This is a genomic window from Bradyrhizobium sp. (genome assembly GCF_030693485.1).
Lineage (GTDB): Bacteria > Pseudomonadota > Alphaproteobacteria > Rhizobiales > Xanthobacteraceae > Bradyrhizobium.
Genome location: NZ_JAUYAN010000238.1, coordinates 1 through 16,323, shown reverse-complemented (window position 1 = coordinate 16,323; position 16,323 = coordinate 1). Strand labels below are relative to the sequence as shown.

12 protein-coding genes are annotated in these 16,323 nt (G+C 64.1%); 7 read left to right on the top strand and 5 right to left on the bottom strand.

The features are described 5' to 3' along the window. Positions 1-73: 73 nt before the first annotated feature. Positions 74-2,413, bottom strand: coding sequence for a xanthine dehydrogenase family protein molybdopterin-binding subunit (locus Q8N40_RS17510; protein WP_305712701.1), 2,340 nt, complete (start codon positions 2,411-2,413; stop codon positions 74-76). A 103-nt stretch (positions 2,414-2,516) separates the two neighbouring features. Next, positions 2,517-3,002 carry a (2Fe-2S)-binding protein gene (locus tag Q8N40_RS17505; protein ID WP_305712700.1) on the bottom strand — a complete coding sequence of 162 codons (486 nt, stop codon included), beginning with the start codon at positions 3,000-3,002 and terminating at the stop codon, positions 2,517-2,519. A 228-nt stretch (positions 3,003-3,230) separates the two neighbouring features. On the opposite strand from Q8N40_RS17505, the gene Q8N40_RS17500 reads away from it, so the two are divergent. The 3 genes from Q8N40_RS17500 (at position 3,231) to Q8N40_RS17490 (ending at position 6,811) form a co-directional block, all read left to right on the top strand. After that, positions 3,231-3,902 carry a 3-oxoacid CoA-transferase subunit A gene (locus tag Q8N40_RS17500; RefSeq protein WP_370870894.1) on the top strand — a complete coding sequence of 224 codons (672 nt, stop codon included), beginning with the start codon at positions 3,231-3,233 and terminating at the stop codon, positions 3,900-3,902. Continuing rightward, positions 3,899-4,603 (top strand): 3-oxoacid CoA-transferase subunit B, encoded by a 705-nt coding sequence (locus Q8N40_RS17495; protein ID WP_371135732.1) that lies wholly within the window; start codon positions 3,899-3,901, stop codon positions 4,601-4,603. The genes Q8N40_RS17500 and Q8N40_RS17495 overlap by 4 nt, the downstream gene beginning before the upstream one ends. 168 nt (positions 4,604-4,771) lie before the next feature. Next, positions 4,772-6,811, top strand: coding sequence for a methyl-accepting chemotaxis protein (locus Q8N40_RS17490; protein ID WP_305712699.1), 2,040 nt, complete (start codon positions 4,772-4,774; stop codon positions 6,809-6,811). A 199-nt stretch (positions 6,812-7,010) separates the two neighbouring features. On the opposite strand, the gene Q8N40_RS17485 is transcribed toward Q8N40_RS17490, so the two are convergent. Continuing rightward, complete coding sequence (locus Q8N40_RS17485) at positions 7,011-7,355, bottom strand: RidA family protein (protein ID WP_305320925.1); 345 nt, start codon at positions 7,353-7,355, stop codon at positions 7,011-7,013. A 14-nt stretch (positions 7,356-7,369) separates the two neighbouring features. Continuing rightward, a complete protein-coding gene (locus Q8N40_RS17480) occupies positions 7,370-8,176 on the bottom strand; it encodes an N-acyl homoserine lactonase family protein (RefSeq protein WP_305320926.1) in 807 nt (268 codons plus the stop codon). A 344-nt stretch (positions 8,177-8,520) separates the two neighbouring features. On the opposite strand from Q8N40_RS17480, the gene Q8N40_RS17475 reads away from it, so the two are divergent. From Q8N40_RS17475 to Q8N40_RS17460, 4 genes are all read left to right on the top strand, one after another. Beyond that, positions 8,521-10,038, top strand: a complete 1,518-nt coding sequence (locus tag Q8N40_RS17475; protein WP_305712698.1) for a caspase family protein — start codon at positions 8,521-8,523, stop codon at positions 10,036-10,038. Between the two features lie 162 nt (positions 10,039-10,200). Continuing rightward, positions 10,201-10,866, top strand: coding sequence for an OmpA family protein (locus Q8N40_RS17470; protein ID WP_305712697.1), 666 nt, complete (start codon positions 10,201-10,203; stop codon positions 10,864-10,866). Positions 10,867-11,080: 214 nt separating this feature from the next. Next, a complete protein-coding gene (locus tag Q8N40_RS17465) occupies positions 11,081-11,992 on the top strand; it encodes an efflux RND transporter periplasmic adaptor subunit (RefSeq protein ID WP_305712696.1) in 912 nt (303 codons plus the stop codon). Further along, positions 11,992-15,135, top strand: coding sequence for an efflux RND transporter permease subunit (locus Q8N40_RS17460; RefSeq protein WP_305712695.1), 3,144 nt, complete (start codon positions 11,992-11,994; stop codon positions 15,133-15,135). Before Q8N40_RS17465 ends, Q8N40_RS17460 begins: the two co-directional genes overlap by 1 nt. A gap of 66 nt (positions 15,136-15,201) precedes the next feature. Here the strand turns inward: Q8N40_RS17460 and Q8N40_RS17455 are convergent. Further along, the coding region (locus Q8N40_RS17455; protein WP_305712694.1) for an ATP-binding protein at positions 15,202-16,323 on the bottom strand (1,122 nt) is incomplete at its 5' end.

Here is a 16,323-nt window from a genome sequence, read left to right as displayed (position 1 = left end):
CGGAATCCCGAGAGGCTTGGCCTGTTTCAGATTCCGGGTTCGACGCTTTGCGTCGCCCCGGAATGACGAATGTTCAACCGTGAATCGCGTGCCACACCCGGTCGGGTGAGGCCGGCATTTCCAGCTTATTGTTGCCGATGGCGTCGGTGATGGCGTTGATGACGGCGGCCGATGCGCCGATCGCGCCGGCCTCGCCGCAGCCCTTGACGCCCAATGGATTGCCCGGACATTCCGTCGTGGTGTGCGACAGCTTGAACGACGGCAGATCGTCGGCGCGCGGCATGGTGTAGTCCATGAACGACGCGGTCATCAGCTGGCCTGAGCTGTCATAGACGGCGCCTTCCAGCAGCGCCTGGCCGATGCCCTGGGCGAGGCCGCCATGGACCTGGCCCTCGACGATCATCGGGTTGATCAGCGTGCCGAAATCGTCGGCTGCGACGAAATTGACGAACGAGGTTTTGCCGGTGCCGGAGTCGACTTCGATCTCACAGATATAGGCGCCGGCCGGGAAGGTGAAGTTGGTGGGATCGTAGAACGCGCCCTCCTTGAGGCCGGGCTCCATGCCGTCAGGCAGATTGTGCGCGGTATAGGCCGCGAGCGCCACCATCGGCAGCGCGATCGACTTGTCGGTGCCGGTGACCTTGAACTCGCCGTTCTCGATCACGATGTCGGCCTCGGAAGCCTCCAGCTGATGCGCCGCGATCTTCTTGGCCTTGGCCTCGACCTTTTCCATCGCCTTGAAGATGGCGGACATGCCGACCGCCGCCGAGCGCGAGCCGTAGGTGCCCATTCCGAACTGCACCTTGTCGGTATCGCCATGCACGATCGAGACCTGGCTGATCGGAATGCCGAGCCGGCCGGCGACCAGCTGCGCGAACGTCGTCTCGTGGCCCTGGCCGTGGCTGTGCGAACCCGTCAGGATTTCGATGGTGCCGACCGGATTGACGCGCACTTCAGCCGATTCCCACAGGCCGACGCCGGCGCCGAGACTGCCGACCGCCTTCGACGGCGCGATGCCGCAGGCCTCGATGTAGCAGGAGATGCCGATGCCGCGCAGCTTGCCTTCGGCCTTGGCCTTGGCCTTGCGGGCGGGGAAGCCGGCATAGTCGATCGCCTTCATCGCCGAATCCAGCGAGGCGCCGAAATCGCCGACGTCATAGGCCATGATCACAGGCGTCTGGTGCGGGAATGTGGTGATGAAGTTCTTGCGGCGCAATTCGGCCGGATCGACCTTCAATTGCCGCGCTGCGGTTTCCATCAGCCGTTCGACGACGAAACTGGCTTCCGGCCGGCCGGCGCCGCGATAGGCGTCGACCGGGGTGGTGTTGGTGTAGACGCTGATCACCTCGGCAAAGATGTTGGGAATGTTGTACTGGCCCGACAGCAGCGTCGCGTAGAGATAGGTCGGCACCGATGACGAGAACAGCGACATATAGGCGCCGAGATTGGCGTAGGTCTTCACCCGCAACGCAGTGACCTTGTTGTCCTTGTCGAACGCCATCTCGGCCTTGGTCAGGTGATCGCGGCCATGGGCGTCGGTGAGGAAGGCCTCGGAGCGATCGCCGGTCCACTTCACCGGACGGTTCACCTTCTTGGAGGCCCACAGCGCCACCATTTCCTCGGGATAGATGAAGATCTTGGAGCCGAAGCCGCCGCCGACATCGGGCGCCACCACCCGCAGCTTGTGCTCCTGCGCGATGTTGTAGAACGCCGACAGCACCAGCCGGGCGACGTGCGGGTTCTGCGACGTGGTGTAGAGCGTAAAGTGTTCCTCGGCGTCGTTGTATTCGGCGATGGCCGCGCGCGGCTCCATCGCATTCGGCACCAGCCGGTTGTTGGTGATGTCGAGCGAGACCACATTGGCCGCCGCCTTGAAGGCCGCGTCGGTGGCCGCTTCCTCGCCGATGGTCCAGTCGTAGATCACGTTGCCGGCGGCTTCCGGATGCAGCTGCGGCGCGCCCGGCTTGATCGCGGCGCGGATATCGGACGCAACCGGCAATTCCTCATAGTCGACCACGACGGCTTCCGCCGCATCGCGAGCCTGGTTCTTGGTCTCGGCAATCACCACCGCGACCGCCTGTCCGGCGAAGCGCACGATTTCCGGCGCCATCGCCGGCCACGCGCCCATCTTCATGCCGGTGCCGTCCTTCGACGTGATCGCCCAGCCGCAGATCAGATTGCCGACCTTGTCATCGACGATTTGCTGTCCGGTCAGCACCCCGACCACGCCGGGCATGCCCTTCGCAGCCGCGATGTCGATGCTCTTGATCTTGGCATGCGCGTGCGGACTGCGGACGAAATGGGCGTGGGTCAGGCCCACGATCTTGATGTCGTCGACGTAGCGGCCGCGGCCCGTGATGAAACGCCGGTCTTCCTTGCGCACTACGCTGGCGCCAATGCCCTCAACACCCATCGGATATCTCCCTGTCGGACCGCATCGTCAGCGCCGGATTCTCGAAGGCGCGTCGGCAGTCAGTTTTCTGAATTTCGAAGCTCGGATCGTGCAGGACGCGGGACTATTCCGCTGCCTGCGCAACCTTCATGCGGCCGGCGGCGTCGAGCACCGATTTGACGATATTGTGGTAGCCGGTGCAGCGGCAGATGTTGCCTTCCAGCTCATGCCGCACTGTCTCCTCGTCGAGCTTGCCGCCGTAACGGTTGACGATGTCGATCGACGACATGATCATGCCCGGCGTGCAGTAGCCGCATTGCAGGCCATGATTGTCGCGGAACGCGGCCTGCATCGGATGCAGCTCGTCGCCCTTCGAGATGCCCTCGATGGTGGTAACGTTGCTGCCGGCGGCCTGTCCCGCCAGCACGGTGCATGACTTGACTGCCTTGCCGTCGATATGCACGACGCAGGTGCCGCACTGGCTGGTGTCGCAGCCGACATGGGTGCCGGTCAGGTTCAGGGTTTCGCGCAAGAGATGGACGAGGAGGGTCCGGTCCTCGACTTCAGCCGACACAGCTTTGCCGTTCACCGTCAATTTGATGGTAGACACGCGTGATACCTCCCGATGATTTTTAGTTGTTCTAATTAGAAGCACGCAGCCGGAACTTTGCAACTGGGATTTTTGTCGAGGCGGTCATTGTGATGTCGCGTTTGCGAGTGCAGCGCGCTTGCTTGCCCTCCCCTGGAGGGTAAGGGCGAAGCCCCATGCATAATTGTGCCTTTCTCCCAATAGCCCGATGGTCTATCCCGCCCCAAAGAACCCCAAGGGAGCCCAGACGTGATCGACAAACAGGTCAAAACCACCGCCGACGCCGTGGCCGGGGTTCGTGACGGCTCGACAGTGCTGGTAGCCGGGTTCGGCGCGGTCGGCGTTCCCGATATCCTGCTCGAGGCGCTGCACGAACAGGGCGCCCGGGAGCTCACCATCGTCGCCAACAATTCCGGCAATGGCGATGTTGGACTGGCCCGGCTGATCAGTTCCGGCCGGGTCCGCAAGGTGATCTGCTCGTTTCCGCGCTCCGGCGACTACAGCGCCTTCCTCAATGCCTACCGGGCCAGGAGCCTCGAGCTCGAATTATTGCCGCAAGGCACCATTTCCGAGCGCATGCGCTGCCATGCCGCCGGTCTGGGCGGCTTCTTCTCGCCGGTTTCGGCAGGAACCAAGCTCGGGGAAGGCAAGGAAACCCGCGAAATCGACGGCCGACTGCACGTCTTTGAAAAGCCCCTGAAAGGCGACGTCGCATTGATAAAGGCCAACAAGGCCGACCGCTGGGGCAATCTCAGCTACATCAAGTCGGCGCGGAATTTCAATCCCGTGATGGCGATGGCCGCCGATCTGACCGTCGTCGAGGTCGACCAGATGGTCGAACTCGGCGAGATGAATCCGGAAACCGTCGTCACCCCCAGTATTTTCGTAGACCGCGTGGTCGTTGTCGGAGCAAACGCATGACCCCCAGCTCTTCTGAGCCCTTGAACCGCGAACAAATGGCCTGGCGCGCCGCGCAGGATCTGCGTGAAGGCGATTACGTCAATCTCGGCATCGGCATCCCGACGCTGGCGGCAAGCTTTGTGCCGCCGGGCCGCGAGGTGATCTTCCACAGCGAGAACGGCATTTTGGGCATGGGCCCGAAGCCTGCGCCCGGCATGGAGGACCCCTATATGGTCGACGCCGGCAAGAACCTGACGACGCTGGTCGCCGGCGGCTGTTTCGTCCATCACGCCGACGCCTTCCTGATGATCCGCGGCGGCCATCTCGATGTCAGCCTGCTCGGTGCCTTCGAGGTGTCCGAAACTGGCGATCTCGCCAACTGGACCACCGAAGACCCGGCCTTCCCGCCCGGCGTCGGCGGTGCGATGGATCTGGCGGTCGGCGCCCGGGCGATCCGCGTCCTTATGGAGCACACCAGCAAGAAGGGGGAGCCGCGCATCCTTAAAGCGTGCACCTATCCGCTGACGGCAGCGGGCTGCGTCAAGCGCATCTACACCAACCTCGCCGTCATCGATGTGACCGCGCAGGGCCTCGTCGTGCTCGAAATGATCCCGGGCATGACGCTGGAGAAGCTGCAGGAACTGACCGAACCCAGCCTGCAGCTGGCCCCCGACTGGAAGGTCCTGGCCCCGCCGGTCGCCCCAAGAGCCCGCGCGGCGTAGGGCGATATCACGCGGCGTCATGGCCGGGACGAGCCCGGCAATCACCGGGAGATTCGACACAAGTTTACTACCTCTTATCCATTCTGCCCTAGTTCTTGGCACCGGATCGGGATTTCACGCTCCCGATCCCGTCTGTTTGGGATGAGACAATGGGGGTTTGCGGTGGGAATGTCTGAAAGCGCCGGATCGACCTCGATAGCGTCAAAACTCCCGACTTTGCGGCTTCGCGCCAAGATTATCCTTGGTTTTGCCGTCACGCTCGCCATCTCGGCCGCCAGCATGGGCATCGCCTATCTCGGCTTCGAGCGCGTCGCTGCCGGCGTCGTGACCTATCGCCACAGCGTCTCGGAAGCCGATCTGGCGCGCAATATCGACCGCGAGCTGATCTTGTACCGGTCGCTGGCGCGCTATTTCGTGGTGACCGGCAAGGAAGAGGACGGCAAGGCGGCGTTGGCCGCCGAGGCCGGCCTGAAGGACGCCATCGACCAGTCGATGAAGGGCACGGCCAATCCGGCACGCCGCGAACAGGTCGCGCGGCTGGACAAGGAATTCCAGAATTTCAGCAAGATCTTTGCCGACGTTCTCAGGATCAAGCAGGAAAGCGGACAGCTGACGCAGAACCAGCTGATGCGCAGCGGCAATACGCTGCGCTACAAGCTCGAAGATCTTCCCAGCAACGCCGACGATTCGGAACAGCAATCGATCCAGTTCGGCGCCAAGGTCGTAACCGATCAATTCCAGGCGGTGACGGCGCTCGCCAACACATTCGTCGTCAATTCCGACCCGGCGACCGCGGCCAGCGCGCTGGCGCGGCTCAGATTCGTCGATAACTCGCTTGGCTCGATCCTGTCGAGTAACGAAAAAATCGTCGAAGGTCTCAAGGAAATTGCTGCGCTGCTCGGCGAATACAAGCAGGCCCTGACCAGGCTGGTCGAAAATTCGAAATCGATCGGCGAACAAACCGCAAAGATGACGGAGTCGGCGACCGCGATCATGCAGGGCGCGGGCGCCTTGAAGGCGGATCTGGTATCCGATCAGCAACGAATCGAAGCCGGGACCAACGCGCTGATCGGCGAGACCGAGCGCCTGATTCTGATGCTGGCGGCCGGCGGCTTCCTGCTCGGCGCGGTGTGGGCGCTGTTGCTCGGCAGGGGAATCGCTAGGCCGATGACGGCGATGTGCAAGGCGATGCGCGAGCTTGCCGGCGGCAATTTCGACGTCGTGCTGCCCGGTCTCGGGCGCAAGGATGAACTCGGCGAGATGGCCGGTGCTGTGGAGGAATTCAAGCTGCAGGCCATCGCCAAGGCCGAGCGCGATGCCGCAGCCCATGATGCGCAGAACAAGGCGAGCAGTGCTGCGCGCCGCACCGAACTCATTCGTTTCGCCGATGATTTCGAAACCGCCGTAGGCGCCATCGTGTCGAGCGTGTCGGCGTCGGCGGTTCAACTCGAATCCGCGGCCGGGACGCTGACGCGCACCGCCGAATCCACCCAGAGCCTGTCGAGCCAGGTCGCCGGCGCATCGGAAGAGGCCTCCAGCAATATGCAATCGGTCGCCACCGCGACCGAGGAGCTTGCCGCTTCCGTCAACGAGATCGGACGGCGGGTGCGCGAATCCAACAAGATTGCGGACGCGGCCGTGACCCAGGCTCAGCAGACCGACGGCCGCATCGGCAAGCTGTCACGCGCGGCCCAGGAGATCGGCGACGTGGTCAAGCTGATCACGGCGATCGCGGAGCAGACCAATCTGCTGGCGCTGAACGCCACCATCGAGGCCGCCCGCGCCGGCGACGCCGGCCGCGGCTTCGCCGTGGTCGCCTCCGAAGTCAAATCGCTCGCCAGCCAGACCGCGAAAGCGACCGACGAGATTTCGTCGCACATTTTGGGCATGCAGGGCGCCACCCAGGAATCGGTTGCCGCCATCAAGGAAATCGGCGGCACCATCGGCCAGATCTCGGACATCGCCGCATCGATCGCCAGCGCCGTGGAGCAGCAGAGTTCTGCCACACAGGAAATCTCGCGCAGCGTTCAGAACGTCGCGCAAGGCACCCAGCGAGCGGCTGCCGACATCATGCAGGTCAATCGCGGCGCCACCGAAACCGGCTCCGCTTCCGAGGAAGTGCTGAATTCGGCGAGAACGCTGTCGAGCGAAAGCACCCGGCTGCGCGAAGAGCTCGACCGCTTCATGGCGAACATTCGCGCGGCGTAGCGCCACCGCCAACGAACTGTTCGAGTACCTTATCTAACAAGCTCAGACCCCATCAGGCCCTGACAGGGCAGCTTCCCAAAGCCTTCGCTGCTACCAGGACCACCGCGATTCAATCAGCGAATTTGTGAACATCGAAAGCAATGACGATGAGGCTGTTTCGCTTAGCGTTGTACCGGCCGCTTCGCGGTCGACCCCGCCGTCATTTCGCCGCTGTCACCACGATTTCCACGATATGCGGCGGTTCGAGTTCGACGCCGAGGCAGGCGCGCATCGGCGGATTTTTGCTGTCGACCCATTCGTCCCAGGCGCGGTTCATCTCGCCCTTGCGCTTCATGTCGCTGATATAGACGATCGCCGAAAGGATCTTGCTCTTGTCCGAGCCGCACAGCGCGAGGCTCTCGTCGATGCGGGCCAGCGCCTTCGCGGTCTGCTCGTACATCGATGATGTCACCGGATCGGGCGCCACCGCCACGGTCAGCACGAGGTCGTCGTGAACGACGGCGCGGCTGCGGGTCGATGTCAGGCCGGGGAAACGTGTGATCATGGCTGGCTCCGGGTTTACTTTACGAACGAGCGCGATGGCGCCAGATGCAGCGACCAGGCATCGACCTTGTCGCTGGCGCGCGGATAGATCTCGGTGACGACAGGATCGTGCCCGGGGATGACACGGTCGGGATGGCCGGCCAGCCGGTGCGCGATGTCCCAGCCATCGAACATGTCGCCGACATTGTAGATGATCGGAAACGGACTGCGGCGATGCATGTTGCCGTAATAATGCGAGGCGTCCGACGCCAGCACCACAGGGCCGCGCGCGGTCTCGACCCGCACCACCTGCAGGCCGTCGGAATGGCCGCCGACACGGTGCAGGGTCACGCCCGGCGCCACCTCGCCATCGCCATTGTGAAAGGTGACGCGCTCGTTGAAGACGTGGCGAACCATCAGGGTGACGTGCTCCACCGAGAACGGATGCCGCAGCGTGCCCATGCACATGCAGCGTCCGGTGGCGTAGCTCATCTCGCGGTCCTGCAGATGAAACCGCGCCTTGGGAAAACGGTCGAGATTGCCGGCATGGTCGTAATGCAGATGGGTGACGATGACGTCCTTGATGGCTTCGGCATCGACGCCGAACCGCGCCAGCGCATCGACCGGATTGAGCGTCAGCTTGCGACCGCGCGCCTGCGCCTCCTCGGCATTGAAACCGGTGTCGACCAGGATGTCGCGGCCGCCACCGCGAATGAGCCAGACGAAATAATCGAGGTCCTGCGCCGTGGTCTCGTGCGGATCCGGCTGCAGGTAATTCATCTGGGGCGTGCGCGGCGACATCGTGGCGTAGCGCAGGGCGTAGATCTCGTAGGCGTTTCCCATCGGTTGTGCTTCTTCTTTGTCTGGATTGTCCGATTTGTTTAGATGGTCTCTGGAGCTAAGCCACCGCCGCCGGCAAAGGTCAAACCGGACGATGAGCCGCCCCAACCGGCTTGCGCCGCTGCAACGCACCACGCAAGGAACCCGCACCGTTCCACGGCAGGGGACGATCGCGGCCGGCGTGGGATCTATTCCCCCGACACGTCGCGGTTATTTGTCGCTGCTACCTTCGGCTCCGCAAACGGTTGACAGGGCATGCCGGCCCGGTTTGATAATGCGGTTTCCGTAGAGTAAGGTCGCCGAGGCGCAAGCTGGTGTCGGCGACAAATTGGCTGGACTGCTGTTTTATGAGAATCCGCCTCGCATTACTGTTGATTTCGGTTTTGTCGGTGCTCCCGATTGTCCCGGCCGGCGCCGCCGGCGCCGAACGGTTTGCGCTGGTCATCGGCAACGCCAAATATCCCGATGCCGAAGCGCCGCTCAAGGAGCCGATCAACGACGCCCGCGCCGTCGCCGACGAGCTCAAGCGCGACGGCTTCAACGTCGAGATCGGCGAAAACCTGACCGGCGACGCGATGCGGCGCGCCTTCGAGAAGCTTTACGGAAAGATCAAGCCCGGCTCGGTCGCGCTGATTTTCTTCAGCGGGTTCGGCGTGCAGTCCGGCCGCCAGAGCTACATGATCCCGGTCGACGCCCAGATCTGGACCGAACCCGACGTTCGGCGCGATGGCTTCAGCCTGGAGACGGTGCTCGGCGAAATCAATAGCCGCGGCGCCGGCGTCAAGATCGCCCTGATCGACGCCTCGAGGCGCAACCCGTTCGAGCGCCGGTTCCGTAGCTTTTCCGCCGGCCTCGCGCCCGTGATCGCGCCGAACGGAACGCTGGTGATGTATTCGGCCGCACTGTCTTCCGTGGTCAGTGACAATGGCGGCGACCGCAGCCTGTTCGTGAAGGAATTGCTCAAGGAAATTCGCGTTCCCGACCTGATGGCCGAGGAGACCCTGAACAAGACCCGGGTCGGCGTTACCCGCGCTTCCCGCGGCGAGCAGGTGCCGTGGATTTCATCCTCTTTGGCCGAAGATTTTTCCTTTATCCCGGGCGCCAAGCCGGCCGGCCAGGGTCAGGTGGCGGCGGCGCCCCCGGTCGCTCCGCCGGTGACGTCCCCCGTGACACCCCCGCCGCTTCCCAAAGTGACGCCGCAAGCTACCCCCCAGCAACCGCCGCCCGCGCGCGTCGAACCCCCGCCGCTGCCGCGTGTTGAAACGCCACCGCCTCCGCGTGTCGAAACGCCGCCGCCGCCGAGACCGCCTGAAACCGCCGTTACTTCGCCCGAACCGGAAAAGACCGAGCCGACCCTGCTGGCGCTGGCGGATGATCCGACCATCAAGAGCCTGACCGCGAAGCTCGCCGCCAATCCCGACGACGGCGGCGCGCTGTACCGGCGCGGGCAGGTCTATGCCAGCAAGGGCGCCTACAACCTTGCCATCAAGGATTTCGACAATTCGCTGCGGCTGAATCCCAAGGACGTGGAAGCCCATAACAACCGCTGCTGGGCCCGCGCCGTGATCGGCGACCTGCAGGCCGCCCTGAAGGATTGCAACGAAGCGCTGCGGCTGCGTCCGAACTTCGTCGACGCCCTCGACAGCCGCGGCCTCGTCAACCTGAAGAGCGGGCAGGCCAAGAATGCAATTGCTGATTTCGACGCCGCGCTCAAGATCAACCCGCGGCTGACCTCGTCGCTGTACGGCCGCGGCCTCGCCAAGCAGCGCAACGGCTCGATCTCCGAGGGCGAATTGGACATTGCCAACGCCAAGGCGATGGACCCGAATATTGTCAAGGAATTCGCCGGTTACGGGGTACGCTAACGATTATTTGAGACGGGGGGACGGCGCTGGCTGAACCCTTGGGCAGGCTGCCGAGACCAACGAAGGAAACTAGCCGGGAAGGCGCCAGGCTGGGCCTCATTTTATCCGGCAGCGTATTTGAGAATGGATTGGAACCGCGCGATAGCGCAGGAGGGACTGGCAATGTCAAAGATCTCTGGAAGGCAAAATCTGACCGCAATCCTATCGATCGTGACCATCGGCGCCACGCTGTCGTTCGGAATGGCGGCGGCCGCCGCCGAGGACGTCACCGAGGATCAGATCCTGCGGGCGCTGGCGCCAGCGGCCAAGAAGCCGCTGACCCGGGGCCTGTCGGTCGGTCCGCAGCAGGCTGAACCGGTGATTTCCGCCGAGGAAGGGCGTTTCGTCCAGAAGATCCGCGGCCGGCCCAGCCGTTCGCTCTCCGCCACCGAGCGCGAGGAAATCGCCGTCCTCGCCAAGGACAAGCCGAATATCGATCTGGAAATCACCTTCGACTACAATTCGGCCGAGATCAGCGCCAAATCGCTCGCCTCGGTGCAGGCGCTCGGCAAGGCCCTCAGCAGTTCCGATCTGAAGGGTTCGACCTTCATCGTCGCCGGCCATACCGACGCCGCGGGCAGCGAGGGATACAACCAGGACCTGTCGGAACGGCGCGCCGATTCGATCAAGCGCTATCTGACCGACAAATTCGGCATCGCCGGCGCGGACCTCGTGACCGTCGGATACGGCGAGAGCAAGCTCAAGGATCCGAGCCAGCCGCTGGCGGAAGCCAACCGCCGCGTGCAGGTCGTCAACATGGCCAACAAGACCACGGCGTCCAGGCAATAGTCCCGCCCGAAACGGATCGTGGCGCTGTTTAGCGTTTTCCATTACGGGCCTCCGTTCCGATCCCGTCGGAACGGAGGCCCGTGCTTATTGTCTGTGTTTATTTGACGCATTTTCCCGGCGCGAGGCGGTATCCACTTCGCCGGAAAACGCTATAAAGAAAACGCCATAGGGCGTCTTCACCCTTCCCACCCGACAGGTCTGGATTGATCCGGCGATGAAGCTCTCCGAATATCTCAAGCCCGCGATCGGAGTGGTCGTCGTCATCGCGGTGGGGGTCTACTACTGGCTCGGGCATCGTCCCCGCGCCGAGGTAAAGGAAATTCCGACCAAGGCGATGGTCATCGTCACCAAGAGCACCAACGCCTGCTTCTCCGACCTGGTCCGCGTCACCGGCTTTATCGTACCGCGCCGCGAAGCGGTGGTCGGCGTCGAGCAGGAGGGCTCAAGGGTTTCCGAGGTGCTGGTGCGCGAAGGCGACATCGTCACCGACAACCAGGAACTGGCGCGGCTGATCCCGCCGCCGCAGCAGCCGGGGACGCGGCCCGGCCCGACCGTGCTGCGCGCGCCGGCCGCCGGCCTCATTACCGAAGTCAGGACCATCGCCGGCGCGCCCGCCTCGCCGCAGGCCGGCCCGATGTTCCGGATTTCCGTCAACAACGAAATCGAACTGGATGCCGAAGTGCCGGCAATCCACATGCTGAAGCTCAATCCCGGCGCCGGCGCGCGGATCAGCCGGGATAACGTGCCCGATCTGATCGGGCGCGTGCGGCTGGTCTCGCCGCAGATCGACCGCGCCACCCAGCTCGGTCATATCCGGATCTCGCTGACCAACAACCCGTCGCTCAAGATCGGCATGTTCGCGCGCGCCAGCATCGACGCCAAGCGCAGTTGCGGCGTCGCCATCCCACGCTCCGCCATTGACCATCTGACCATTCAGGTGGTCAAAGGAAACGTCATCGAGACGCGCAAGGTGAAGGTCGGACTGGTGTCCGACACATCAACGGAAATCCTCGAGGGTCTCGACGTCGGCGAAATCGTCGTCGCCGACGCGGGCACCTCGCTGCATGACGGCGATCAGATCAAGATCATGTTCGCCGAGGAACTAGATCGAACGCGGGTGCGCTGATGGCTCTCAATATCTCGGCCTGGTCGATCCGAAACCCGCTTCCGTCGATCGTCTTCTCCATCATCCTGCTCGTCCTGGGCTGGGTCAGCTTCACCAAGCTCGCGGTGACGCGGCTGCCGAGCGCCGACATCCCGGTGATCTCGGTCGCGGTCTCGCAATTCGGCGCGGCGCCCGCCGAGCTGGAATCGCAGGTCACCAAGACGATCGAGGACGGCGTCTCCGGCGTCGAGGGCGTGCGCCACATTTCGTCGTCGATCACCGACGGGCTGTCGCTGACCACGATCCAGTTTGCGCTGGAGACCAACACCGACCGGGCGCTGAACGACGTCAAGGACGCCATCACCCGGGTGCGTTCCAACCTGCCGCAGAACGTCAACGAGCCGCTGATCCAGCGCGTCGACGTGATCGGCCTGCCGATCGTCACCTATGCCGCGATCTCGCCCGGCAAGACGCCCGAGCAGCTGTCCTATTTCGTCGACGACGTCGTCAAGCGCGCGCTGCAGGGCGTGCGCGGCGTCGCCCAGGTCGAGCGCATCGGCGGTGTCGAGCGCGAAATCCTGGTGTCGCTGGATCCCGACCGGCTGCAGGCCGCGGGGCTCACCGCGGTCAATGTCAGCCAGATCCTGCGCGGCACCAATGTCGACCTCGCCGGCGGCCGCGCCGAGATCGGCAAGAACGATCAGGCGATCCGCACGCTGGCCGGCGCCAAGACCCTGAACGAACTCGCCGGCACCATGATCCCGCTGTTCGGCGGCGGCGAGGTTCGTCTCGACGATCTCGGCACCGTCACCGACACCATCGCCGACCGCCGCACCTTCGCGCGCCTGAACGGCGAGCCGGTGGTGGCGCTCGGCATCAAGCGTTCCAAGGGCGCCAGCGACGTGGTGGTCGCCGCCGCCGTGCAGAAGCGCATCGAGGCGCTGAAAACCTCCTATCCCGACGTCGACCTCAAGCTGATCGACACCTCGGTGGACTTCACCAAGGGCAATTACGAAGCCGCGATTTCGACCTTGTTCGAAGGCGCCATCCTCGCCGTCATCGTCGTGCTGCTGTTCCTGCGCGACATCCGCGCCACCATCATCGTTGCCGTCTCGCTGCCGCTGTCGATCTTCCCGGCATTCTGGGCGATGGATATGCTCGGATTCTCGCTGAACCTGGTCAGCTTCCTGGCCATCACGCTGTCGACGGGCATCCTGGTCGACGACGCCATCGTCGAGATAGAAAACATCGTGCGCCACATGCGAATGGGCAAGTCGCCCTATCGCGCCTCGCTGGAAGCCGCCGACGAGATCGGCCTCGCCGTCATCGCGATCTCGCTGACCATCATCGCGATCTTCGCGCCGGCCAGCTTCATGTCCGGCATCGCCGGGCAATTCTTCAAGCAGTTCGGCATCACGGTATCGGTGCAGGTGTTCTTCTCGCTGCTGGCCGCCCGCTTCGTCACGCCGGTGCTGGCCGCCTACTTCCTGAAGGATCATCCGCACGAGGATCCGCCGCCGGGACGCATCCTGAAGGCCTATACCAGGCTCGTGACCTGGTCGGTGAAACATTATTTCATCACCGTGCTGGCCGGCTTCGGCACCCTCGCCGTCTCGGTCTGGAGCATCACGCTGCTGCCGCAGGGCTTCCTGCCGGCGCAGGACACCGCGCGCTCGCTGCTGGCAATGGAGCTGCCGCCGGGCTCGCAGCTCGCCTATACCGAGAAGGTTACCGAGGAGATCGTGGCGCGGCTGCGCAAGCGGCCCGAGATCAGGAGCGTATTCGTCGACGGCGGGCGCGTGCCGCCGGGCATCTTCGAGGTGCGCCGCGCCGCGCTGATCGTCAATTACACGCCGAAGGGCGACCGCAAGATCACCCAGCGCGAGCTGGAGCTGGCGATTTCTGGCGATCTCGAAAACGTCCCGGACATCCGTTTCTGGTTCCTCGACGAAAACGGCCTGCGCGCGATCTCGCTAGTCGTCACCGGCATCGACAGCAACATCGTCGGCAATGTCGCCAGCGAGTTGGCGACGCAGATGAAGCGGATTCCGATCATCTCCAACGTGATCTCCGAAACCTCGCTCGACCGGCCGGAGCTTCGCATTCAGCCGCGGGCGGAACTGGCGGCGCGGCTCGGCGTCTCCACCGAGAGCCTGTCGCAGACCATCCGCGTCGCCACCATCGGCGACGTCGGCCCGGCGCTGGCCAAATTCGACGCCGGCGGCCGGCTGGTGCCGATCCGGGTCCAGCTTGAGGACGGCGCGCGCGGCGACCTGCAGATCCTCGAGCAATTGCGGGTGCCGCTGGGCCAGCGCGGCGAAAAGGGCGGCGTGCCGCTGTCGGTGGTCGCCGACATCAAGCTCGATCAGGGTCCGACCAGCATCAACCGCTACGACCGGGAACGCCAGGCCACCGTGGCCGCCGACCTCGTCGGCTCCGCGGCGCTCGGCGACGCCACCAGGCTGATCTACGAACTGCCGGTCATGAAGACCCTGCCCAAGGGCGTCAAGGTCAGCCCCTCGGGCGACGCCGAAAGCCTGAATGAACTGTCGGAAGGTTTCGCCACCGCGATCACCACCGGCCTGATGATGGTCTATGCGGTGCTGGTGCTGCTGTTCGGCACATTCCTGCAGCCGATCACCATCCTGTTCTCGCTGCCGCTCTCGATCGGCGGCGCCATCGCGGCGCTGATGTTGACCGGCAAGCAGCTGACGACGCCGGTATGGATCGGCATCCTGATGCTGATGGGCATCGTTACCAAGAACGCCATCATGCTGGTGGAATTCGCGGTCGAATCGATCCGCGAGGGCACGCCGCGCGACGTGGCGATGATCGACGCCGGCATCAAGCGCGCGCGTCCCATCGTCATGACAACCATCGCGATGGCGGCGGGCATGATGCCTTCCGCGCTGGCGTTCGGCGCCGGCGGCGAATTCCGTTCGCCGATGGCGCTGGCGGTGATCGGCGGCCTGGTGTTCTCGACCTTGCTGTCGCTCGTGTTCGTGCCCGCGATGTTCATCCTGATGGACGATCTCGGCGCGCTGATCTGGCGCTTCGGGAGCAAGCTGCTGGCCTCCAGCGGCGAGAACGAGCCGGGGCCGGACGATCATTCCGCTGGCCACAAGCCGGCGCCGATCGTCGCGCATTCGCCCGCGGCGAAGTAGGATTGCGGTTCGTAGCCCGGATGAATCCAGGAACGGCTACGGCGGCGCCCCCCGGATTTCGCAAGCTCAGACCGCCACCGTCCTTGCAATCGCATCCGCCAGTTGCTGCTGCAGAAACGGCTTCGACAGCTTGGGCAGGCCCTCATCGGCGCCGGGCGGCAGCTCGGCAAATCCGGTCGCCAGAATGATCGGCAGGCCGGGCTTTTCCAGCCGGATCGCAGCGGCGAGATCCGAGCCTGTCATGTGCGGCATCGCCTGATCGGTGATCACGAGGTCGATGTCGTCCTCGCGCCGGATAATGTCGAGCGCGCTGCTGGCGGAGGTCGCCTCCAGCACGGTGTGACCGAGGTCTTCCAGCATGGCCGTGGTATTGAGCAGCACCAGCGCATCGTCGTCCACCGCGAGGATCAGGAGAGGACCTTCCTTGCCATTGAGCAGCTTCGGTGCCGCCGCGCTCTCGACATGGTCGGCACCGTCCGCGGCCGGAAGCCAGAGCTCGGCGGTGGTGCCTTCGCCCTTGCTGCTCCTGAGCACGAACTTGCCGCCGGACTGCTGGATCATGCCATGAACCATCGATAGCCCGAGTCCGGTGCCCTTGCCGACACCCTTGGTGGTGAAGAAGGGCTCCAGCGCCCTCCGCCGGGTGGCTTCATCCATTCCGACCCCATTGTCGGTCACCGAAAGACAGACATAATTTCCGTCCTTCAGGTCTGGCGCGCCTGTGATCGTCTCTTCCTTCGCGGTGATGACGATCAACCCGCCTTTCGGCATCGCGTCCCGCGCATTGACGGCGAGATTGAGGATGGCCAGTTCCAGCTGGTTAGGATCGGCGAGAACCCTGTTCAGCCCGGATGCGAACTCCATCCTGATCTGCGCGGTGGCGCCGAGCGAACTGTGCAGCAGACCGGTCATGCCGCGAACGAGGTTTGCCACATCGAGCGTCACCGGATTGAGTTCCTGCCGGCGGGCGAAGGCGAGCATCCGCTGCGTTAGCCCGGCGCCGCGCTGGGCGGCGTGCATGGCGTTATCCACCAGGCGCTTCGTCCTGGGATCGTCGGGAAGACGCTTGCGCAGCAATTCGAGGCTGCCCAGCACCGCCATCAGGAGATTGTTGAAATCATGCGCGACGCCGCCGGTGAGCTGACCGATTGCGTCCATTTTCTGCGACTGGAACAAGGCTTCGCGGGT